This window comes from Rathayibacter sp. AY1C7 (genome assembly GCF_002931865.1).
Taxonomy (GTDB): Bacteria; Actinomycetota; Actinomycetes; order Actinomycetales; family Microbacteriaceae; genus Rathayibacter.
On the sequence record NZ_PSWB01000006.1, the window covers coordinates 67,147 to 87,215 of the forward strand.

Sequence of the window (20,069 nt, forward strand, 5' to 3'; positions counted from 1 at the left end):
GATGTCGAAACCAGCCAGCGATGCGTCCGGACGGGCCGCTCACGACCCCTCAGTCCCCTCGGCCCCCGGGAGTGGAGAGCCGACCCGTTCCGCCCGCTCGCGCGGGATCGGCAGCCTCCTGGTCGTGGTCTACGGGATCCTCGCGCTCGCCGCGACGGGGCGCTCCGTCTTCCAGATCATCGACCGGTTCGACGAGGCGCCGCTGGCGTTCTCGCTCTCCGCGCTCTCGGCCGTCGTGTACATCGTCGCGACGGTCGCCCTGATCGTCCCGGGCCGCGCCTGGCAGCGCGTCGCGTGGGTGACGATCACCTTCGAGCTGGTGGGCGTGCTCGTGGTCGGTGCGCTCAGCCTCCTCGCTCCGCGGCTCCTCGGGCTCGCGAGCGCCGACCCGTTCGGGCGCCAGTCGACGGTGTGGGCGGCCTTCGGCGCCGGCTACCTGCTCATCCCGCTCGTCCTGCCCGTGCTCGGCCTCTGGTGGCTCCGCGTGCAGGGGCGGCGCACGCCCCGGGCGGCCGCCTGATGCGCGTCGAGACCCGCCCCGGCGACCTGGCCGGGATCGGACCCTCCGCCGTCACGATCGGCAAGTTCGACGGCGTCCACTCCGGGCACCGGGCCGTCATCGGCCGGCTGCACGAGCGGGCCCGCGAGCAGGGGCTCGCCGCCGTCGTCGTCACCTTCGACCGCAATCCGCTCAGCGTGATCGCGCCGGAGAAGTGCCCGCCCGTCCTGGTCGGCAACGAGCAGAAGCTCGAGCTCCTCGCCGGGACCGGCGTGGACGCGACGCTGCTGCTCACCTTCGACGAGGCGTTCCGGGCGCTCTCGCCCGAGCAGTTCGTCGAGCAGGTGCTGGTGGAGGCGCTCGAGGCCCGCGTGGTCCTCGTCGGCTCCGACTTCCGCTTCGGCGCCCGGGGAGCGGGCGACGTCGACCTGCTGCGCGTGCTCGGCGGGCAGCACGGATTCGAGGTGGAGCTGATCGACGACGTGCGGCCCGAGGACGGGCGCCGCGTCTCCTCCACCTGGATCCGCGAGCTGCTGGCCGAGGGCGACGTGGAGCACGCGACGCGCCTGCTCGGGCACGAGCCCGTCGTCCGCGGCGTGGTCGTGCACGGAGCGAAGCGCGGCCGCGAGCTGGGCTTCCCGACCGCGAACCTCTCGCCGGAGTCGCAGGGCCTGATCCCGGCCGACGGCGTCTACGCGGGCCGGCTCACCACCGACGGCGTCACGCATCCCGCCGCGATCTCGGTCGGCAGCAACCCGACCTTCGTCGGAGTGCCGCCCAAGCAGGTCGAGGCGTACGTGCTCGATCAGACGCTCGACACCCTCGACCTCTACGACCGCGTGGTCGACGTGGCGTTCGTCGGCCGGATCCGCGGCCAGGTCGCCTACGAGGGCGTCGAGCCCCTCATCCGCCAGATGAACCACGACGTGGTGCAGGTCCGCGAGGTCCTCGGCATCGACTGAGCGGGATGCCGGCCGCCGCCTAGCAGGGGCCGCGGGCCCGCACCAGCGGGAGAGGTCCCGGGGCCATCGGCGTACCGTGGCCGCATGAGCGAAACCCCCTCCGACTCGGCGCGCCCCCTCGCGCTCGTCACCGGCGCGACCGGCTACATCGGCGGCCGGCTGACGCCGCGCCTCCTCGAGGCGGGCTTCCGGGTGCGCGTCCTGGTGCGCGACCCGCGCAAGCTGGTCGACGTGCCGTGGGCGGAGGAGGTCGAGGTCGCCCAGGGCGATCTCGGCGATCCGGAGTCGCTGGAGGCCGCGGTCGAGGGCGTCGACGTCCTCTACTACCTCGTCCACTCGATGGGCTCGGGCAACGACCACGCCCACTTCGAGGAGGTCGAGAGCCGCGCCGCGCAGAACGTCGCCACGGCAGCGAGGTCGGCCGGCGTCGGCCGCATCGTCTACCTCGGCGGCCTGCACCCCGAGGGCCAGGAGCTCTCGAAGCACCTCCGCTCGCGCGCTGAGGTGGGCCGGATCCTGATGGAGTCGGGAGTGCCGACGATCGCCCTGCAGGCGGGCGTGATCATCGGCTCCGGGTCGACCTCGTTCGAGATGGTGCGCCACCTCACCGACGTGCTGCCGTACATGCCCGCGCCGCAGTGGGTGCGCAACTTCATCCAGCCGATCGCCGTGCGCGACGTGCTGCACTACCTGATCGGCTCCGCGTCGCTCGAGGACGCCACGCTCAACCGCACCTTCGACATCGGCGGGCCCGACGTGCTCCGCTACGGCCAGATGATGAACGGCTACGCGGTCGAGGCCGGGCTCCCGCAGCGGCCGATCGCGTCCCTGCCGGTGTTCACCCCGTGGCTGGCCTCGCAGTGGGTCAACCTGGTCACGCCGATCCCGCGCTCGCTCGCGGTGCCCATCATCGCCTCGCTGCAGTACGACTGCGTCGTGCACGAGCAGGACATCCGCGCGCTCATCCCCGACCCCGAGGGCGGGCTGACCTCCTACCGCCGCGCCGTCCGGCTCGCGCTGGGAAAGATGCAGGCGGGCGAGATCGAGACGAGCTGGCAGAACGCGGAGGTCGTCGGCGCTCCCAGCGATCCGCTGCCGAGCGACCCGGAGTGGGCCGGCCACACGGTCTACGTGGACCTCAAGGAGCGCCGCACCCAGGCCGACCCGGCCAAGCTCTGGCGCGTCATCGAGGGCATCGGCGGCACCAACGGCTGGTACTCCTTCCCGCTCGCATGGGTGATCCGCGGCTGGATGGACCGCCTCGTCGGGGGAGTGGGCCTGCAGCGCGGGCGCCGCGACTCCGCGCGCCTGCACGCCGGCGACGCCCTCGACTTCTGGCGCGTCGAGGAGATCGAGCGGCCGAAGCTCCTGCGCCTGCGCGCCGAGATGAAGGTGCCCGGCGGGGCCTGGCTCGAGATGCGCGCCGAGCCCTCCGGAGACGGCGGCTCGGTCTACACGCAGCGCGCGGTCTTCTTCCCGCAGGGCCTCGCGGGCAGGCTCTACTGGTTCGCGATCCTGCCCTTCCACGGCATCATCTTCAACGGCATGGCCAACCGCATCACGGCCACCGCGGCCGACCTGCCGGACTCCGGCGACGAGCGCTCCCCTGGCGGGCGCCGGGTGCAGCGGTGACAATGGAGGGGTCCGGCGGCGGCGAGGCCGCCCGGGACGCCGACGAGAGGAGCACGATGAGCGAACGGTCGAGTACGGACGCGGGGCGCGGACTCCAGCTGGGGAAGGTCCTCTTCATCGGGGACAGCATCATCCAGGCGGGAGCCTGGGGCGAGTGGCTGACGGAGTCGACGGTCGTCGACGAGGGAGTCGGAGGGGCCACCACGGCGGACGTCGTCGCGCGGCTCGCCGAGCTGGTCGCGCAGGAGCCGGACACGGTGGTGCTGCTGATCGGCACCAACGACCTCGCCTGGCACCGCACGACGGAGCACGTCGTGCGCAACATCGAGACGATCGTCGCGACGTTCCGGCGCGACCTCCCGGACGTGCGCATCCTGGTGACCTCGGTCCTGCCGCGCGGACACGAGTTCGCGCCGCAGATCCGTGAGATCAACCGCCACCTGTGGCAGTTCGCGCCCACGGCGCACGCGGGCTACCTCGACCTGTGGCCGGTGCTCGCGGGCGAGGACGGCGGACTGCTCGAGCAGTACTCGCCGGACGGCCTGCACCTCAACGAGGACGGCTACCGCGCGTGGCGCGAGGCACTGGGCCCGGCGCTCGAGGCGGTCGTGCGGATGCCTCCGCGGACCCGCCCGATCACGCTGCCCTACGACGAGTTCGCGCGGCCGAAGACGGCCTAGCGCAGCACAGTGGAGGGGGAGTCGACCGCAGGGTCGGCTCCCCCTCCGTCATTCCGCGGCCAGGGCGGCCTCGAAGGCCGCGAGGGCGTCCGCGGAGAAGAGGACGAACCGGACCTCGTCGAGTGCGCCGTCCGCGGTCGCCTCGCGGACCGTCTCCACCGCGATGCGCGCCGCGTCGTCCATCGGCCAGCCGTAGACGCCTGCCGAGACGGCCGGGAAGGCGAGCGTCCGCGCGCCGAGGCCGACAGCGGTGCGCACCGACTCGCGGTAGGCCGAGGCGAGGACGGCGCTGCGGTCCTCCGACCACGAGTGGACGGGACCGACGGTGTGCACGACCCAGCGGGCGGGGAGGCGGCCGGCGGTCGTGGCGACCGCGGAGCCGGCGGGCAGGCCGTCCGGCAGCTCGGCCCTGCGGAGCCGGCGGCACTCGGCGAGGATCTCCGGCCCGCCCGCGCGGTGGATCGCGCCGTCGACGCCGCCGCCGCCGAGGAGCGACGAGTTCGCCGCGTTCACGATCGCGTCGACGTGCTCGCGGGTGAGGTCGCCGCGCACGGCTCTCAGGGTGGTCACGACTCCTCCTCCAGGCTTCGTCCGAGGGCAGCGATCGCCGCAGGTCCCACGCGGCAGCAGCCGCCGATCAGATCCGCTCCCGCCGCGCGCCAGGAGGCGACCAGCGCGGGGTCGAAGGCCGCGTCGCCTGCCCAGCGACGCTCGACGGCGTCCCACTCCTCGCCGCTGTTCGGGTACACGACGACCAGCTTGCCGGTGACGGAGCGGGCGATGCGGACCGCCTCGGCGACGTCGCCGGGCGGGCAGCAGTTCACTCCCACGCCGACGACCTCCTCGGAGGCGGCGGCGACGGCGAGCGCCTCGGCCAGGGGCTCGCCGGACGCGGTGCGGCCCGAACGGCCGCTCACGCAGATCCAGGCGGGGACCGAGGAGCCCGCGAGGGCCTTCACGACGGCCCGCACCTCCCGCACCGACGGGATGGTCTCGACAGCGAGCAGGTCGGGCCCGGCCGCGGCCAGGGTCTCCAGGCGCGGGCGGTGCCAGGCGGCGAGCTCGCCGACGGTGAGGCCGTCGTCGCCGCGGTACTCGGAGCCGTCGCCGAGGCTCGCGCCGTAAGGGCCGACGGAGGCGGCGACCCAGCCGCTCTGCGCGCGCCGGGCCAGGTCGACGCTCTCCTGGAGGGCGCGCTCCGCGAGGCCCGGGGCCAGGCCCGCGGCCGCGAATCCGCTCGCGGACACCTGGTAGCTCGCGGTCACCGCGATCCGGGCGCCCGCCTCGGCGAAGGCGCGGTGCGCGGCGACGACCCGGCCGGGCTCCTCCAGCAGGACCCGGGCGCTCCAGAGCGAGGAGTCCACCGCGGCGCCCTGCGCCTCCAGCTCCGTGCCCAGGCCCCCGTCGAGCAGCAGCGGGCGCACCCGCGCCGCGGCGACGAGGCCTGCGGTCACGAGCGGTTGTTGGAGAGCTCGAAGATCTTCACGAGCTCGGCGATCGCCGCCTCGCGGGCGTCTCCGCCCTCCTCGAACATCGCGGTGATGTGCGTGCGGAGGTGGTTCTCGACGATGAGCTTGTTGAGCGAGCCGAGCGACTTCTGGATCGCGAGGGACTGCGTGACGATGTCGACGCAGTAGTCCTCGTTCTCGATCATCCGCTCGAGGCCGCGCATCTGGCCGCCCAGGATCCGGGCACGGTGCAGCGAGCGCTTCTTGAGGTCCTCGATCACTCCTCCAGCCTACGCGCCGCAGGCGGTACCCGGGCGGGGTATGCGCGCCTACGATCGAGGGGTGAGCACCCGCAAGCCGTCCCGCGCGACCGCCGCCCGCTACCCCTCGCGCGACCGCGCCCGCATGGCGCTCGCGCCCGGGATCCTCGGCGCGATCGTGCTGCTGGCAGGGCTCGCCCTCGTCGGCTCCGACGCCTACGACTTCATCCGCTACCCGGTCGCGATCCTCGCGGCGGTCATCGGCTGGTTCGCGATCCAGGCGCGCGCACTCCTCTGGCTGATCGGGCTCGTCCCGGTGCTCGTGCTGTGGAACCCGGTGCTGCCGTTCGCCTTCCCGGACGCGATCTGGTCCTCGCTGAGCCTCGCCGCGGTCGGCGTCTTCGTGGCGGCGGGCCTCGTCATCCGCGTCCCGACCCCGGAATGACGACGAGCGCGACCGTCCGCGCGGCGGAGCGCCGACCGGACCGCCCCGAGGAGTAGACTGGAGGCGCACCCGCACGCCGGGGATGCTGCGACCGGGTCCCAGACCCGTTGCTCGGAGCTCCCGACGGCCACCGGATGCACCGACGCCCGACGCCTCTCCGGAGGCGATCCGGCGGATGCACGGCGACGGCAGCGCGCGGGAACCCCTCCTCCGCCCCCGTCACACATCGAGGAGGAGCATGGCTCGCAGCGGCCAGCGTCAGTCCGGTCAGACGCGACGAGCGTCGAACGCCGCCGGGAGCCGACCCCGATCGCGCTCGCGCGGCGTGGACAACGCGGGGATCATCCCGATCCTCGCCCGCCGCGTCCGCGAGGTGGAGGCGAAGGCCCAGACCGGCAAGGTCGGACCGACCAACCGGACGAAGTTCCTGGTGATCGCCCTCCTGATGCGCGAGGAGCGCAAGCGGGTCAAGGTCGATCCCTCGCTCAGCGACGCGCAGCGCGCCGAGGAGATGAAGCGCCTCGACGGCATCGCCACGATCCTGGCCAAGACGGCCGCCCGCGACACCAGCCTGATCGCGCTGCTCGAATCGGAGGCCGGCGTCACGGCGGCCGCGCAGAAGCTCCGCCGCGACTGGCTGCTCGAGGCGGGCGCGGAGCTCAGCCCCGACGAGCTGCTCATCGTGACCGAGCCGGAGCCCAAGCCCGAGGTGCCGGTCAACCAGGTCGTGCCGCAGTCGGTGCGCGCCCGGCAGCTGGCGAACCCCTTCCTCCCGCCGGACTTCTCGATCGCCGAGGCCTCGGCCCCGGCGCCGCGCCGCCGGCTCGACGACTGGGAGCTGCTCGGGCCGCTCTTCAAGGCGTTCGAGTACGGAGCGGGCGGACGGGCCGCGAGCATGGAGCTCCCGGAGCCGCCGAAGCTCGACCGGGTCTCGCCGCGCGGCCGCGAGCTGATGCCGCACCAGGCGCGCTTCATCGAGAGCGCCCGCGAGGGGCACCGCAGCTTCCTGCTCGCCGACGAGCCGGGCCTGGGCAAGACCGCGCAGAGCCTCCTCGCCGCCTCGGTGGTCGGGGCGTACCCGCTGCTCGCGGTGGTGCCGAACGTGGTCAAGATGAACTGGGCGCGCGAGGTCGAGCACTGGACCCCGCAGCGGCGCGCCACGGTCATCCACGGAGACGGCGGCACGCTCGACGCGTTCGCCGACGTGGTCATCGTCAACTACGACATCCTCGACCGGCACATCGGCTGGCTCGGGAGCCTGGGCTTCCGCGGCATGGTCGTCGACGAGGCGCACTTCATCAAGAACCTCCGCTCGCAGCGCTCGCAGAGCGTGCTCGCGCTGGCGTCGAGGATCCGTGAGACCACTCCGGGGCACGATCCGCTGATGATCGCGCTGACCGGCACCCCGCTGATCAACGACGTCGACGACTTCCGCGCCATCTGGCGCTTCCTCGGCTGGATCGACGAGACCAAGCCGGGACCGGAGCTGATGGGCCGCCTCGAGGAGACCGGCCTCACCCCCGCCGACACGGGCTTCTACCCGGAGGCGCGCGAGGCCGTGATCGACCTCGGCATCGTCCGGCGCAAGAAGATCGACGTCGCCGCCGACCTGCCGTCGAAGCGGATCGTCGATCTGCCCGTCGAGCTGGACGACGACCTCGGCCGCTCCATCCAGAAGGCCGAGCGCGAGCTCGGCGCCCGCATGCTGCAGCGCTTCAGGGCGGTCACCTCCTCGATCACGCACGAGCTCGACGACGACGAGCGCGAGCGGTTCATCCGCATCGTGGCGCAGAGCGAGCTCGAGGAGTCGAAGTCGGCCAAGACCGGCGAGAACGTCTTCACCATGGTGCGCCGGATCGGCCAGGCCAAGGCGGCGCTGGCCGCCGACTACGCCTCGCAGCTGGCCCGCTCGGTGGGCAAGGTCGTCTTCTTCGCGAAGCACATCGACGTGATGGACCAGGCGGAGGACACCTTCGAGAAGCGCGAGCTGACGTCCGTCTCCATCCGCGGCGACCAGACCGCGGCGTTCCGCCAGACGCAGATCGACGCCTTCAACGAGGACCCGGACGTCTCTGTCGCCGTCTGCTCGCTCACCGCGGCGGGAGTCGGCGTGAACCTGCAGGCGTCCTCCAACGTGGTGCTCGCCGAGCTGTCGTGGACCTCGGCCGAGCAGACGCAGGCGATCGACCGCGTGCACCGCATCGGCCAGGAGGAGCCGGTGACGGCGTGGAGGATCATCGCGGCGCACACGATCGACGCGAAGATCGCGGAGCTCATCGACGCCAAGGCCGGTCTCGCCGCCCGGGCGCTCGACGGCGCGGACGCCGAGACGGCCTCGGCCGACACGGTGCAGCTGGACGCCCTCATGCACGTCCTGCGCGAGGCGATCGGCTGAGCGCACCCGGCCGGGCCGGCTGAGAGCTCAGCCGGTCCGGGCGAGCGGTGCGGCGAAGAAGTCCTTCTCGAACGAACTCGACCGCAGGAACGCGTCCCTCATCGCGGCGCGCTCCCTCGGTGAGGCGTCGCGGGCGGCCTGCTCCGTGAACTCGATCGCCCGCTCGGTGGCCGTCGCGAAGACCGGGTCGCCGTAGGTGAGCAGCCAGTCCGCGTAGGGGTGCTCGGGGTGCCCGGAGGCGGCGAGGCGCGACCCGACGTCGGCGTAGAGCCAGAAGCAGGGGAGCAGGGCGGCGACGATCTCGCCGTAGCCGCCGCCCGCGGCGACCGCGAGCAGGTGGTCGGTGTAGCCGCGGGTCGCGGGCGCGGGAGCCGCGTCCCTGGTCCCGAGCCGGTCGCGGTGCAGCTGCGCCTCCGCCGCGAGGGCGGACGCCGAGCCCTCGGCCCAGAAGACCTGCTCGGCGGTGGTCGGCGCGCGCTGCGCCGCCACGGCCAGGACGCGGGCGTACTCGGTGAGGTAGAGAGCGTCCTGCTCGAGGTACCACTCGAAGTCCTCCCGCCCGAGGGAGCCGTCGCCGAGGGCCCGCACGAACGGGAGCGCGTCGATCTCGTCGCGGAGGGTCCGCGTCCGCTCCCAGACGTCCGCGCAGAACGCCGGAGGACGTTGCCGGTGGAAGTGGTCGATCGGGCCGTTGCCGGAGCCGACCTCGAGAGCGTCGGCGGCGCGCAGGGCGCCGGTCAGCCACTCCTTGGCCTCCGTCAGCGCCTCGACCAGGGCGTCGGAGGAGGTGTCGCGCCCGGCCAGGAGCGTCGCCATCGCGGACGAGAGCGAGCACCCGGTGCCGTGCGTGTTCGAGGTGGCAACACGCTCGCCGGGGACCTCGCGCACGAGGCCGTCGGGGGTGACGATCGCGTCCGGGGTGGCGGGGCCGTCGAGGTGGCCGCCCTTCACCAGCACGGCGGCGTCGAGGGCGCGGGCGAGCATCGCCCCCTGCGCGAGCGCGGCCGGCCAGTCGGAGGCGGTCGGCTCTCCGGCGAGCACGCCCAGCTCGGGGAGGTTCGGCGTCACCAGGTCGGCGCGGAGGAGCAGGTCGCGCACGGCGTCCTCGGCTTCGGGAGCGAGCAGCCGGTGACCGCTGGTCGCGACCATCACCGGATCCACGACCACGACGGGCGGGCGGACCTCGTCGAGCCACTCGGCGACGACTCCGGCGTACTCGGCCGTGGCGAGCATCCCGATCTTCACCGCGTCGATCGTGACGTCGTCGCTCACCGCGTCGAGCTGCTCGCGGAGGAACACGGCGGGTGGCAGGTGCACGGAGCGGACCCCGTGCGTGTTCTGCGCGACGAGCGCGGTGACGACCGCCATGCCGTAGCCGCCGAGCGCGCCGATCGACTTGAGGTCGGCCTGTACGCCGGCACCGCCGGTCGGATCGGTGCCGGCGATGCTGAGGACACGGGGGACGCGGGCGCCGGCGGTCATCGGTCCCACTCCGCTCGGATCAGGCGGGCGGCCGCCGCGGGGTCGGCGGCCGTGCAGAGCGCCGACACGACCGCGAGCCCGGCCGCACCGGCGAGGCGGAGTGGCCCCGCGTCCGCGGCTCCGACTCCGCCGATGGCGACGCAGGGCAGCGCCGCGGCCGCGGCGAGGGCGGCGAACCCGTCGACACCGAGGGGAGCGGGGTGGTCGGGCTTGGTCGCGGTGGGCCGGATGACGCCGACGCCGAGGTAGTCGACCGTCCCCGCGGGCAGGGCGCGGACGGCGGCGAGGTGCTCGGGGGTGTTCGCGGTGAGCCCGATCACCGCGTCGGGACCGAGCAGCGAGCGGGCGGCGGTGACGGGGAGGTCGGACTGCCCGAGGTGGACGCCGTGGACGCGGGCGCCCGCGAGGCGGGCGGCGAGGGCGACGTCGACGCGGTCGTCGACCAGCAGGGTCGTGCGCTCGTCGAGGACGGCGGCGACGGCCCGGGTCAGGGCGACGAGCTCGGCGGCGGAGGCGTCGTGATCGCGGATCTGCACGGTCGTGACTCCGCCTCGGACGGCGGCAGCGGCCACGGCGGGCACGCCGCGCGGGCCGCACTGGGCGGTGTCCGTGACGAGGTAGAGCGAGAGGTCGAGGCTCATGCGATCCGCGCCCCGGCCTCGGCGTCGGCCGGCTGGAGGGCAGCGAGGCCGTCGAGGAGGCCGACGGCGAAGGACCCGGGACCGCTGCTCGCGGCGGCGGCCCGCTCGGCGGCGAGGCCCCAGACCGCGGAGGCGCTGACGGCCGCGTCGAGCGGGCGGGCGCCCGCGCCGAGGAACGCCGCCATCACGGCGCCGAGCGCGCAGCCGCCGCCGGTCACGCGGGTCAGCAGCGGGTGGCCCCCCGTGACCCGGACGATCCGCTCGCCGTCGGTGACGAGGTCGACCGCTCCCGAGACGGCGACCACGCCGCCGGTGCGGCGGGCGAGGACGCGGGCGGAGTCGAGCGCCTGCTCGGCGGTGTCGACGGCGTCCACACCGCGGCCGCCCGCACCGGCTCCCGCGAGGGCGAGGATCTCGGAGGCGTTGCCGCGGATGATCGCCGGCCGCGCCTCGAGCAGGTCCACCGCCAGAGCGGTGCGGACGGGCAGAGGGCCGACGGCGACCGGATCGAGCACCCAGGGGGTGCCGGCGCGTCCGGCCGCGGCGACCGCCTCGCGAGCACCCTCGCGCTGCTCCGCTCCGGGCGTGCCGAGGTTGACGAGCACCGCGGAGGCGAGGCCCGCGAAGACGCCCGCCTCGCCGGGCAGGTCGCACATCGCCGGGCTGGCGCCGAGGGCCAGAAGGCTGTTGGCGGTGAAGCCGGTGACGACCGCGTTCGTGATGCACTGCACCAGGGGTCCGGCGGCGCGGAGCTCGGCGAGATCGCGACCCACGGAGGCCGGGTCGGGCGCCGTGTCGGCGGGGAGGATCGGGTGGACAGGCGTGCGAATGCTCATTCGCGACATCCCTTCGCTAGTACGAACTAGATCAGGTTCAACGGGTCTTCTCTCAGCCCTGGCGGGCACCCCGTGTCACTGCGCACGACCCTAGCAGCGGGCGCGGGCGCGCTCGCTGCTGCAGTGCGAGAGGAGGGAGCGGGCCGTCGTCGCCCCTTCGCCCGGGAGCGGCCGCTCAGCCGGTGAGGATCGTCGAGTCGCCGCGCGGCCCCACCGCGACGCGGAGGCCGATCGGCAGCCGCTCGCGCATCGCGTCGACGTGGCTGATCAGGCCGATCGTCCGACCGCCCGACCGCAGCTCGTCGAGCGTGCTGAGCGCCGTCTCGAGCGTCTCGGCATCGAGCGAGCCGAAGCCCTCGTCGATGAACATGGTCTCGAGCGAGATGCCGCCGGACTGCGCCGTCACCACGTCGGCGAGGCCGAGGGCGAGGGCGAGCGAGGCGAGGAACGTCTCGCCGCCGGAGAGCGAGGCGGGCTGCCGGCGGACGCCGGTGAAGGCGTCGAGCACGTCGATCCCGAGGCCGGAGGCGGCGCCGCGGTAGGCGAGCGAGTCGTCGTGGGCGAGGGCGTAGCGGCCGCTGGTCATCGCGTCGAGGCGGAGGTTCGCCGCGGTCACGATCTCCTCCAGGCGTCCGGCGAGGGCGAAGGCCTCGAGGTCCATCCGGCGCGTGTTCTGCCCCCGGCCGGAGACGGTCTCGGCCAGCGCGCGCAGCTCCTCGTGGCGGCGGAGGCGCTCACCCAGCACGGCGAGGCGGCCCGCGGCCGTCGCGGCGAGCTCGGCCAGGCGCTCCGAGCGGTGCTCGAGCACGGAGAGGCCGGCTCGCGCCTCGTCGCGACGGGCGGAGGCCTCGCGCGAGCGCTCCTCGGCGAAGGCGAGGTCGACGGCCGTGCCCGGCAGTCCGCGGAGCTCCGGGTCGGCGAGCACCGCCTCCGTCGCGCTCCGCCGTCGCTCGTGCTCGGCGACGACGGCCTCGGCCCGCGCCCGGTCCCCGCTGGCCAGCGCGGCCGACTCGGCCTCCTCGGCGGTCGTGAAGCCGCGCTCGGCGAGGACCTCGGCGAGCTCCTCCCGGGCGGCGGCGGCGGCCTCGGACCGCGAGACGGCCGCCTCCTCGGCCTCGACCAGGGCGACGGCACGACGGCGCTGGGCGTTCAGCTGCTCGACGCGCGAGGCGACGCTCGTCGCGCCGTCGCGGAAGGCCTCGACGCGCTCCCGCAGCAGCCGCAGCGCTTCAGCGGCAAGGGCGGACTCGTCGGCGAGGGCGCGGTGCTCCTCGCGAGCGGCGTCCCGCCCGGTCGTGAGAGCGTCGATCCGGGTGCGCAGCCGGATGCGCTCGCGCCGCAGCTCCTCCATGCGGGCGGCGGCGCGGCGCGCCGAGGCGAGCCGCTCCTCGTGCGCCGGGCGGAGCGACTCCGGATCCGCGTCCTCGCCCACGCGCTCCTCGAGCGCCGCGAGAGCCCGAGCCGCGGCTCCCTCGCGCTCGCGGGCGCCGTCGAGGGCGGCGGCGGCGCGCTCCACCGCGACGCGGGCCCGGTCGAGGTCGTCGGTGCCGACCGTCGTCGGGCCGTCGTGCTCGGCCGGGCGGGGGTGCTCGCACGAGCCGCAGACGGGGCAGGGCTCGCCCGGCTCCAGCCGCTCGGCGAGCTCCCCGGCGAAACCGGCGAACCGGCGCGCGATCAGGGCGGCCTGCTCCGCGGCGCGCTCGCCGTGGACGCGCGCCGCGTCGGCGTAGGCCGTGCGGAGCCGCTGCAGGCCCGCCGCAGTGAGATCGCGCTCGAGGGCCGCGGCGATCCTCCGCTCGAGCGCGGCGAGCTCGTCGACGCGCGCGGGGACGGCGGCGGCCTCCCCGGCCAGGGACTCCTCCTCGCCGGCGAGCGCGTCGACGCGGGCGGGCAGCTCGCGCAGCTCCGCCTCGATCCCGGCGAGCGCGGTCGCCGCCGCCTGCTCGGCGCGCGCGGACCGCTCGGCGACGCGCTCCGCGTCGGGGAGCCGGCGCTCCTCGGCCAGCGCCTCGGTGAGGGCGCCGAGGACAGCGGCGAGCCGTTCGGCCGTCTCGGCGGCCGGGCCCCCGGACGCGTCCCCATAGGCGTCGGCCGCGAGGTCGCGCTGCTGCCGGGCGGCCCGCTCCTTCTCGGCGGCTGCCCGGGCGGAGCGGAGCAGCGGCAGCACGCCGTCGGCCCGGCGCGCGCGCTCGATCGCGGCCCGCTGCTGCTCGACGTGCGCCTCGGCGACCACGAGCTCCTCCGCCTCGATGAGGGCGCGCCGGCGCCGCTCCTGGCCCCGGGCGGTGCGCCGGGCCTCGTCGAGAGCGGCGCCCGCGGCCTCGTGCGCCGCGTCGGCCGCGGCGGAGCCGGCCCGGGCCGCCTCGAGCGGAGCGGCGAGCCGCGCCGGCAGGCCGGCGAACCAGGCGGCGTCCGGCAGAGGCGGCTCGGCTCCGTCATCGAGGAGCCGGACGGCCTCGTCCGCGAGCGCCGTCACGGCCGCGCGCTCCTCCTCGAGCCCGACGGCGCTCGCGTCGCGCTGCTCGAGCAGGCGGCGGCGGAGCAGATCGAAGCGCTCGGTCGCGAAGAGCGTGCGCAGGAGCCGCTGCCGGTCGTCGTTCTTCGCGAGCAGGAACTCGTGGAAGCGGTTCTGCGCCAGCAGGATCACCTGGAGGAACTGGTCCTTCGTCAGGCCGACGATCCGGCCGATGTCGGCGCCCACCTCCTTCGCGCTCGACGAGAGCCCGACCCAGGTGCCGTCGACCTGCTCCAGCAGCTCGACCTTCGCCGGCTGGGTCGTGGTGCCGGTGCCGCGCCGTTTCGGCCGCTCGTACTCGGGCGAGCGCCGGACGCGGTAGACGCGCCCCGCCGCCTCGAACTCGAGCTCGGCGAAGGTCTCGTCCTCGGGGCCGCTGTGGTCGCTCCGGAGGCGCGAGGCGGTGCCGTCGAAGCGGGGGACCGAGCCGTAGAGTGCGAACGCGATCGCGTCGAGGATCGTCGACTTGCCCGCTCCGGTGCGCCCGGCGATGAGGTACACGCCCACGTCCTCGAGCCGGTCGAAGTCGACGCACTGCTCGGCGCGGAACGGTCCGAGTCCGGCGAAGGCGAGTCGGCGGATCCTCACCGCAGAGCCTCGGCCTCGATGGCCGCGAGCGCGTCGAGGGTGAGGGCGCGCTCGGTCTCCGTGGCGCCGTGACCGCCGCGGACGTGGGCGAGGAAGTCGTCGACGACCTCCACGTCGCTCCGCCCGCGGATCCGCTCGGCGTACGCGCGCGGCTCGGCCGCGGCGTGCGGGGGCCGGTGCTCGAGCGTGGCGCAGCCGGGGAAGCGCGACTGCAGGCGCGCCATCGCGTCGAGCGGGCGCACGGGATCGGTGAGCACCGCCGAGACCCAGTCGCCCTCCACCTCGGCCAGGGAGGGATCGCGCAGCAGCTGCTGGAGCTCGCCCTCGATCACGCTGAGCCTCCTCGGCACGGGGAGCGGCGACCACTCGACGCCCTCGAGCCCCTCGGGCCCGATCGTCACCAGCCAGGCGCCGCGCGGCTTCGACGCCTCGCCGAACGCGTAGTGCAGCGGCGCTCCGGAGTAGCGCACTCCCGGCAGCAGCTCGGCGCGTCCGTGGATGTGCCCGAGCGCCGCGTAGTCGGCCGCGGCGAAGTGCTCGACCGAGACGTAGTCGAGCCCGCCCGCCGTGATGTCGCGCTCGAGGACCGCGGCCGGGGCTCCGACCGCGAAGCAGTGCGCGAGCACGACCCAGGGACGGCCCGCCGCCTCGGCGGCGGCGCGCACCCGCGCCATCGCGAAGGCGAGCACGTCCTCGTGGCGGCGCAGCTGCTCCTCCGGGTGCCGGTGGCGGTAGAGGGCGGGCTCGAGGAAGGGGATGCCGTGGACGCCGACCTCGAGGCCGGACGCGTCGCGCAGCACGACCGGCTCGGCGTACGCCTCGGGGTCGGTGAGGACGTGGACGCCCGCTCCGCGCAGGAGCCCGGCCTGGAAGCCGAGCCGGGCGGGGGAGTCGTGGTTGCCGCTGGTGAGGACGACCTCGGCGCCGGCCGCGCGGATCGCCTCGAGCGTGCGGGTGAGGAGGGTGTAGTGCTCTGCGGCGGGCACGGCGGAGTCGAAGACGTCGCCGGCGATCAGCACCGCGTCCACGCGCTCGGCCCGCACCGTCTCGACCAGGGCCTCGAGCACGGTCGCGAGCGCCGCCGTCGTGGAGTGCCCGTGGAAGGTGCGGCCGATGTGCCAGTCCGAGGTGTGCAGCAGCTTCACGGTCGTCCTTCCTCTGCGTCGTCCGGGGGAGCGACTCCAGGCTAGTGAGGCCCTCCGACACCGGCGGCGCAACGGACACCTCCCGTTCACCGGGAGGTGCACAATAGGGCGTCGGTCGAGCAGAGGAGATGGTCGTGAAGCTGCCCCGCGTCCCCGCGACGATCCTGGGTCTGGGCTCGCGCACCCGCGCCGCCGCCGAGGACACCGCTCCCATCCAGCGTCTGCGCCCGGACGACGAGCCGGCCCGCACCAGCACGGTCGACAACGCGATCTACCAGGACGGCCGCCGGGTCGTCTCTCCCGGCAGCATCCCGGAGGCGCTCGCCGCCCTGCAGAAGCTGCCCGACGCGATGGCGTGGATCGGGCTGTACCGGCCGAACGCGGCCGAGCTCGCCGCGCTCGAGGACGAGTTCTCGATGCACCCGCTCGCCCTCGAGGACGCGATCAGCGCGCACCAGAGGCCCAAGCTCGAGCGGTACGGCAGCGACATGTTCGTGGTGCTGCGCGCCGCCAGCTACTCCGACCAGCGCGAGGAGGTCGATTTCGGCGAGCTCCACCTGTTCGTGGGGTCGAACTTCGTCGTCACGGTCCGCCACTCCGAGAAGCCCGACCTCTCGCTGGTGCGGCGGCGGATGGAGGCCGATCCGGAGCTGCTGCGCGTCGGCCCGGTCGCCGTGCTGTACGCGATCCTCGACGCCGTCGTGGATCAGTACTCGCCCGTCGTCGCCGGTCTCGAGAACGACATCGACGAGATCGAGGCGCAGGTCTTCGAGGGCGACCCGGCGGTGTCCCGCCGCATCTACGAGCTCAGCCAGGAGGTGCTGGACTTCCAGCGTGCGGTCGCTCCGCTGACCGGCATGCTCGGGCGGCTCGTCACCGACTTCGAGGTGTTCCAGTCGGATGTGGAGCTGCGCCGCTACATCCGCGACGTCGCCGACCACGTCGCGCTCGTCACCGAGCGGGTCGACGGCTTCCGCACCACGCTGCGGGAGATCCTGGCGGTGAACGCGACCCTCGTCGCCCAGCGCCAGAACGAGGACATGAAGAAGCTCGCGGAGGTGGGCAACCAGCAGAACGACGAGGTCAAGCGGATCTCCGCCTGGGCGGCCATCTTCTTCGCGCCGACCATGATCTCGAGCATCTACGGCATGAACTTCGACGTGATGCCCGAGCTGCACGTGGCATGGGGGTACCCGGCGGCGCTCGCGGCGATGCTCGCCTCGAGCGTGGTGCTGCACCGGCTCTTCAAGCGGTGGGGCTGGCTCTGAGCCCGCGTCCCGCGACGTGTCAACACCGTGACGGTGCCGGAGGCTCCGCGTAGCGTCGCTCGCGGGCCGTCCGGCCCCTGAACGGAGGGACTCCCGATGACTCCGGAGGACACGACCACGACGGCCCCGCGGCCCCGCTCCCTCTGGCGGGCGGGCGCGGCTCCGATCCCCTCCGACGAGTTCGTGCCGGGCGCGCACTACGACGACGTCGTGGTCGGCGCCGGACTTACCGGGCTGGTCACCGCGCTCCTCCTGCAGCGGACCGGCCGGCGCGTGCTGGTGCTGGAGGCGCGGGAGGTCGGCGCGGTCACGACCGGGAACACGACGGCGAAGCTCAGCCTCCTGCAGGGAGCGCACCTCTCCCGGATCGCGGAGCGCAACATCCCCGCGGTGACCGAGGCCTACGTCGCGGCGAACCTCGCGGGCTTCCGCTGGCTGCTCGACTACTGCGAGGGCGCGGGCGTGCCGGTGCAGAGGCGCACCGCCTACAGCTACGCGCAGACGCCCGAGGGCGTGGACGCCGTCCTGAAGGAGCACGCGACCGCGCGCCGCTTCGGCCTCGCGACCCGCCTCGTCGGCGAGCTCGACGTGCCCTTCCCCAGCACGGCGGCCGTGGCCCTCGACGACCAGGCCCAGTTCGACCCGATGGACGTCCTCACGGCGCTCGCCGCCGACTTCCGCGCCGCCGGGGGCACCCTGGTGCAGGGCGTCCGGGCCCTCGGTATGCGAGCGACCGCTCCCGTCCGGGTCCGCACCAGCGCGGGCCCGGTGACCGGGGACCGGGCCTACCTGCTCACGGGGGCGCCGATCCTCGACCGCGGCCTGTACTTCGCCAAGATCGCCGCGCTGCGCTCGTACGCGGTCGCGTTCCGCACCGACGCGCCGATCCCCGACGGCATGTACCTCTCGGTCGACGAGCCGTCCCGCTCGGTGCGCGACGCCGAGCGCGACGGCGAGCGGCTCCTCCTGATCGGCGGCAACGGCCACCCCGTGGGGCGCAGGCCCGTCACCTCGGAGGCGGTGGACGACCTGGTCGCCTGGACGCGGCGGTCCTTCCCGGGGGCGGAGCCGGTCGCGAAGTGGAGCGCCCAGGACTACGAGCCGTTCCACCGTGTGCCGTTCGTGGGCTGGCTGCCGCGGGGCCGCGGACGGATCTTCCTGGCGACCGGCTACGACAAGTGGGGGATGACCAACGCGGTGCAGGCCGCGCTGACGCTCGTCGCCGACCTCGAGGGCGGGACGCCGGCCTGGGCGAGGACGCTGCACCGCCGGCCCACGCTGCCGCGGGTGATGGCGGAGGGGCTCGGCGCCGGGCTGGCGGTGGGCGCCTGGTACGCCCGCGGGTGGTCGGCAGCGCTCCGCGCGCCCCGCTCGGCCGGGGTGGTGCCGGCGGAAGGCCAGGGCTCGCTCGCCCGCGACGGCCTGCAGCCCGTCGCGGTCTCCACCGTGGAGGGGCGGCGCTGCGCGGTGTCGGCGGTGTGCCCGCACCTGGGCGGGATCGTCACCTGGAACGACTCGGAGCGCAGCTGGGACTGCCCGCTGCACGGCTCCCGCTTCGCAGCCGACGGGACGGTGCTGGAGGGGCCGGCGGTCGAGCCGCTCGCCCCGCTGGGCTAGGACGGCCGCCGGCTCAGCGGAGCCGACGGCCGAGGCAGGCCCCGCGGAGCAGGCGGCTCAGTCCTCGTCCGCTCCGGGCTCCGCGATCTCGTCGCCGTCCGCGCCCGAGGCGTCGCCGGTCGTGTGCAGATCGGTGTCGCCCGGGATGCTGAAGTCGCTCAGCGGGTCCAGGGGCTTCTTGTCGTCGGTGTCGTCGCTCATGCCTGCCACCCTACGAGCGCCCGGCGAGGCGCTGCACCGCGGCGACCGGGATCGACAGCCACTCCGGCCGGTTGCGCGCCTCGTAGATCGCCTCGTAGACGGCCTTGTCGAGTTCGAACGCGTCGAGCACCGCCCGGTGCGCGGTGACCGCGTCGCCCGCCCGCTCGGTGTAGCCCTCGAGGAACGCGGCCCGGCTCGCCGCCGCCCAGGCCGCCCTCGAGGCGCCCGGCTCGGCCTGCTCGTGCGCACCCGCCGCGTAGTCGAAGGAGCGCAGCATCCCCGCCACGTCGCGAAGGGCCACGTCGGGAAGACGGCGCTCGTGCATGGGCCGCAGCGGCTCGCCCTCGAAGTCGAGGAGCACCCAGCCGCGACCGGGCACGGACAGGACCTGCCCGAGGTGGTAGTCGCCGTGGATGCGCTGGAGCCTCGGCCACGGCGCGGTCTCGGCGGCGCGGAACACGGCCTCGATCGCCTCCGAGTCCTCGGCGATCACGGGGACCTCGGCCGAGGCGATGCGCAGGCGACGGCGCATGGCCGCGACCATCCGGTCGACGACCTCGGACGTGGTGTCCTCGGTCGGCATGACCTCCGCCAGCGTCGCGTGCACCTCGGCGGTGGCGCGGCCCAGCTCGCGGGCGGGTCCGGTGAAGTCGGAGTCGGCGGCGACCGCCTCGAGGGCGACGCGCCACGCGTCCTGGACCCCGGGGAGGAACTCCTGCGCGAAGGCGAGGTGCCCGAAGGCGCGGCCCGTCTCCTCGCCCTCGTCGTCCCACTCGCCGGTCACGTTGCCGATCACGGGCGGGACGAGGGCGCTCCCGGCGGCGTTGAGCGCCGACTGCACCGTCACGTCCGGGTTGTCGCCGTGGTGGAGGGCGCGGAAGACCTTGACGATCACCGGGGTCGCGTCGGATCCGTCGTCGGCGGTGGTGCGGACGATCACCGAGGTGTTCGACTGCTCGCCGCTGAGCACCTTCGAGGACGCGAACGCCCCGATCGCGGCACCCGGCTGCCGGTGGCCCTCGGCGCGGGCGCCGCCCTGGGCGCCGTCCTCGTCGGAGCGGCCGCCGTCGGCGATCATGCCGAGCAGGGCGCGGGCGAACACCGGGTCGCGCGGAGCGTCGTACACGTAGTGCGCGTCGTCGGAGTAGACGAGGGCGTCCTCGAGCCCGGGCACCGGAGCCGCGTGGACGGTCACCGGCACCTGGTACAGCACCGGGCTCGTGCCTGCCCGGTCGATGAAGAGGTGGTCCACCACCTCCGCCTCGCCGGGGTGCAGCGACCAGGCGCCGCGGACCTCCAGCTCGGGGCGCCGCCCCTTGCTCGCGTACCACCTCTGGTCCGCCACCCATGCGGCGATGCGGTCGATCGACAGGCCTGCGCTCATGCTCTTCCCTCCGTCGGCACCCCGAACCCTACTGGCCGCGGACGACGGGCGGAGGGGCTTGCGGCGGGGCG

General features: G+C 74.6%; 18 protein-coding genes and 1 riboswitch. Of the genes, 8 read left to right on the forward strand and 10 right to left on the reverse strand.

The window, feature by feature from the left end; genetic code table 11:
* Nucleotide 1: 1 nt before the first annotated feature.
* The 4 genes from C5C69_RS04895 (at nucleotide 2) to C5C69_RS04910 (ending at nucleotide 3,773) form a co-directional block, all read left to right on the forward strand.
* Entirely contained in the window at nucleotides 2-520 is a 519-nt protein-coding gene (locus tag C5C69_RS04895; RefSeq protein WP_258060346.1) for a hypothetical protein, read from the forward strand.
* Nucleotides 520-1,461, forward strand: a complete 942-nt coding sequence (locus tag C5C69_RS04900; protein ID WP_104233805.1) for a bifunctional riboflavin kinase/FAD synthetase — start codon at nucleotides 520-522, stop codon at nucleotides 1,459-1,461. Before C5C69_RS04895 ends, C5C69_RS04900 begins: the two co-directional genes overlap by 1 nt.
* Before the next feature lie 84 nt (nucleotides 1,462-1,545).
* Nucleotides 1,546-3,093 (forward strand): SDR family oxidoreductase, encoded by a 1,548-nt coding sequence (locus C5C69_RS04905; RefSeq protein ID WP_104233790.1) that lies wholly within the window; start codon nucleotides 1,546-1,548, stop codon nucleotides 3,091-3,093.
* Between the two features lie 56 nt (nucleotides 3,094-3,149).
* A complete protein-coding gene (locus tag C5C69_RS04910) occupies nucleotides 3,150-3,773 on the forward strand; it encodes a GDSL-type esterase/lipase family protein (protein WP_104225671.1) in 624 nt (207 codons plus the stop codon).
* Between the two features lie 48 nt (nucleotides 3,774-3,821).
* On the opposite strand, the gene C5C69_RS04915 is transcribed toward C5C69_RS04910, so the two are convergent.
* The 3 genes from C5C69_RS04915 to C5C69_RS04925 are packed head-to-tail and all read right to left on the reverse strand — an operon-like array spanning nucleotide 3,822 to nucleotide 5,502.
* Nucleotides 3,822-4,343 carry an O-acetyl-ADP-ribose deacetylase gene (locus C5C69_RS04915; RefSeq protein ID WP_104233789.1) on the reverse strand — a complete coding sequence of 174 codons (522 nt, stop codon included), beginning with the start codon at nucleotides 4,341-4,343 and terminating at the stop codon, nucleotides 3,822-3,824.
* The gene (gene mmuM / locus C5C69_RS04920; RefSeq protein ID WP_104233788.1) at nucleotides 4,340-5,227 is read right to left on the reverse strand and encodes a homocysteine S-methyltransferase; all 888 of its coding nucleotides are present in this window, start codon (nucleotides 5,225-5,227) and stop codon (nucleotides 4,340-4,342) included. Before mmuM ends, C5C69_RS04915 begins: the two co-directional genes overlap by 4 nt.
* Nucleotides 5,224-5,502: a metal-sensitive transcriptional regulator gene (locus tag C5C69_RS04925; protein WP_104223062.1), complete on the reverse strand. Its 279-nt coding sequence runs from the start codon at nucleotides 5,500-5,502 to the stop codon at nucleotides 5,224-5,226. Before C5C69_RS04925 ends, mmuM begins: the two co-directional genes overlap by 4 nt.
* Before the next feature lie 61 nt (nucleotides 5,503-5,563).
* Between C5C69_RS04925 and C5C69_RS04930 the strand changes: the two genes are divergently transcribed.
* On the forward strand, nucleotides 5,564-5,926 hold the full coding sequence (locus C5C69_RS04930; protein WP_244229446.1) for a DUF6804 family protein: 363 nt from the start codon (nucleotides 5,564-5,566) through the stop codon (nucleotides 5,924-5,926).
* Nucleotides 5,927-6,164: 238 nt separating this feature from the next.
* Nucleotides 6,165-8,321 (forward strand): DEAD/DEAH box helicase, encoded by a 2,157-nt coding sequence (locus tag C5C69_RS04935; protein WP_104225603.1) that lies wholly within the window; start codon nucleotides 6,165-6,167, stop codon nucleotides 8,319-8,321.
* A 27-nt stretch (nucleotides 8,322-8,348) separates the two neighbouring features.
* Here C5C69_RS04935 and thiD read toward each other — a convergent pair whose 3' ends face one another.
* From thiD to C5C69_RS04960, 5 genes are all read right to left on the reverse strand, one after another.
* Entirely contained in the window at nucleotides 8,349-9,803 is a 1,455-nt protein-coding gene (gene thiD, locus C5C69_RS04940) for a bifunctional hydroxymethylpyrimidine kinase/phosphomethylpyrimidine kinase (protein ID WP_104233787.1), read from the reverse strand.
* Nucleotides 9,800-10,444 (reverse strand): thiamine phosphate synthase, encoded by a 645-nt coding sequence (gene thiE / locus C5C69_RS04945; RefSeq protein ID WP_104233786.1) that lies wholly within the window; start codon nucleotides 10,442-10,444, stop codon nucleotides 9,800-9,802. Before thiE ends, thiD begins: the two co-directional genes overlap by 4 nt.
* Nucleotides 10,441-11,280 carry a hydroxyethylthiazole kinase gene (gene thiM / locus C5C69_RS04950; protein WP_104233785.1) on the reverse strand — a complete coding sequence of 280 codons (840 nt, stop codon included), beginning with the start codon at nucleotides 11,278-11,280 and terminating at the stop codon, nucleotides 10,441-10,443. Before thiM ends, thiE begins: the two co-directional genes overlap by 4 nt.
* Nucleotides 11,272-11,363, reverse strand: a riboswitch (TPP riboswitch). Its footprint overlaps the gene before it by 9 nt.
* 92 nt (nucleotides 11,364-11,455) lie before the next feature.
* A complete protein-coding gene (locus C5C69_RS04955; protein ID WP_104233784.1) occupies nucleotides 11,456-14,383 on the reverse strand; it encodes an AAA family ATPase in 2,928 nt (975 codons plus the stop codon).
* Nucleotides 14,380-15,528 (reverse strand): exonuclease SbcCD subunit D, encoded by a 1,149-nt coding sequence (locus C5C69_RS04960; RefSeq protein ID WP_104233783.1) that lies wholly within the window; start codon nucleotides 15,526-15,528, stop codon nucleotides 14,380-14,382. The genes C5C69_RS04955 and C5C69_RS04960 overlap by 4 nt, the downstream gene beginning before the upstream one ends.
* A 128-nt stretch (nucleotides 15,529-15,656) precedes the next feature.
* Here C5C69_RS04960 and C5C69_RS04965 point away from each other — a divergent pair, with 128 nt between their 5' ends.
* A complete protein-coding gene (locus C5C69_RS04965) occupies nucleotides 15,657-16,796 on the forward strand; it encodes a magnesium and cobalt transport protein CorA (protein WP_104223070.1) in 1,140 nt (379 codons plus the stop codon).
* 96 nt (nucleotides 16,797-16,892) lie between these two features.
* Nucleotides 16,893-18,413 carry an FAD-dependent oxidoreductase gene (locus C5C69_RS04970; RefSeq protein ID WP_104233782.1) on the forward strand — a complete coding sequence of 507 codons (1,521 nt, stop codon included), beginning with the start codon at nucleotides 16,893-16,895 and terminating at the stop codon, nucleotides 18,411-18,413.
* A gap of 57 nt (nucleotides 18,414-18,470) precedes the next feature.
* On the opposite strand, the gene C5C69_RS16890 is transcribed toward C5C69_RS04970, so the two are convergent.
* Both C5C69_RS16890 and C5C69_RS04975 read right to left on the reverse strand, forming a co-directional pair.
* Nucleotides 18,471-18,614 carry a hypothetical protein gene (locus tag C5C69_RS16890; RefSeq protein WP_181067829.1) on the reverse strand — a complete coding sequence of 48 codons (144 nt, stop codon included), beginning with the start codon at nucleotides 18,612-18,614 and terminating at the stop codon, nucleotides 18,471-18,473.
* A 10-nt stretch (nucleotides 18,615-18,624) separates the two neighbouring features.
* Entirely contained in the window at nucleotides 18,625-19,998 is a 1,374-nt protein-coding gene (locus tag C5C69_RS04975) for a phosphotransferase (protein ID WP_104233781.1), read from the reverse strand.
* Nucleotides 19,999-20,069 lie beyond the last annotated feature (71 nt).

Excerpts from the sequence above, each read along its gene's own strand:
- C5C69_RS04895 (WP_258060346.1), top strand. The coding sequence starts at position 2 with ATGTCGAAACCAGCCAGCGATGCGTCCGGACGGGCCGCTCACGACCCC.
- C5C69_RS04900 (WP_104233805.1), top strand. The coding sequence starts at position 520 with ATGCGCGTCGAGACCCGCCCCGGCGACCTGGCCGGGATCGGACCCTCC.
- C5C69_RS04905 (WP_104233790.1), top strand. The coding sequence starts at position 1,546 with ATGAGCGAAACCCCCTCCGACTCGGCGCGCCCCCTCGCGCTCGTCACC.
- C5C69_RS04910 (WP_104225671.1), top strand. The coding sequence starts at position 3,150 with ATGAGCGAACGGTCGAGTACGGACGCGGGGCGCGGACTCCAGCTGGGG.
- C5C69_RS04935 (WP_104225603.1), top strand. The coding sequence starts at position 6,165 with ATGGCTCGCAGCGGCCAGCGTCAGTCCGGTCAGACGCGACGAGCGTCG.
- thiD (WP_104233787.1), bottom strand. The coding sequence starts at position 9,803 with ATGACCGCCGGCGCCCGCGTCCCCCGTGTCCTCAGCATCGCCGGCACC.
- thiE (WP_104233786.1), bottom strand. The coding sequence starts at position 10,444 with ATGAGCCTCGACCTCTCGCTCTACCTCGTCACGGACACCGCCCAGTGC.
- thiM (WP_104233785.1), bottom strand. The coding sequence starts at position 11,280 with ATGAGCATTCGCACGCCTGTCCACCCGATCCTCCCCGCCGACACGGCG.
- C5C69_RS04965 (WP_104223070.1), top strand. The coding sequence starts at position 15,657 with ATGGTCGTGAAGCTGCCCCGCGTCCCCGCGACGATCCTGGGTCTGGGC.
- C5C69_RS04970 (WP_104233782.1), top strand. The coding sequence starts at position 16,893 with ATGACTCCGGAGGACACGACCACGACGGCCCCGCGGCCCCGCTCCCTC.
- C5C69_RS16890 (WP_181067829.1), bottom strand. The coding sequence starts at position 18,614 with ATGAGCGACGACACCGACGACAAGAAGCCCCTGGACCCGCTGAGCGAC.
- C5C69_RS04975 (WP_104233781.1), bottom strand. The coding sequence starts at position 19,998 with ATGAGCGCAGGCCTGTCGATCGACCGCATCGCCGCATGGGTGGCGGAC.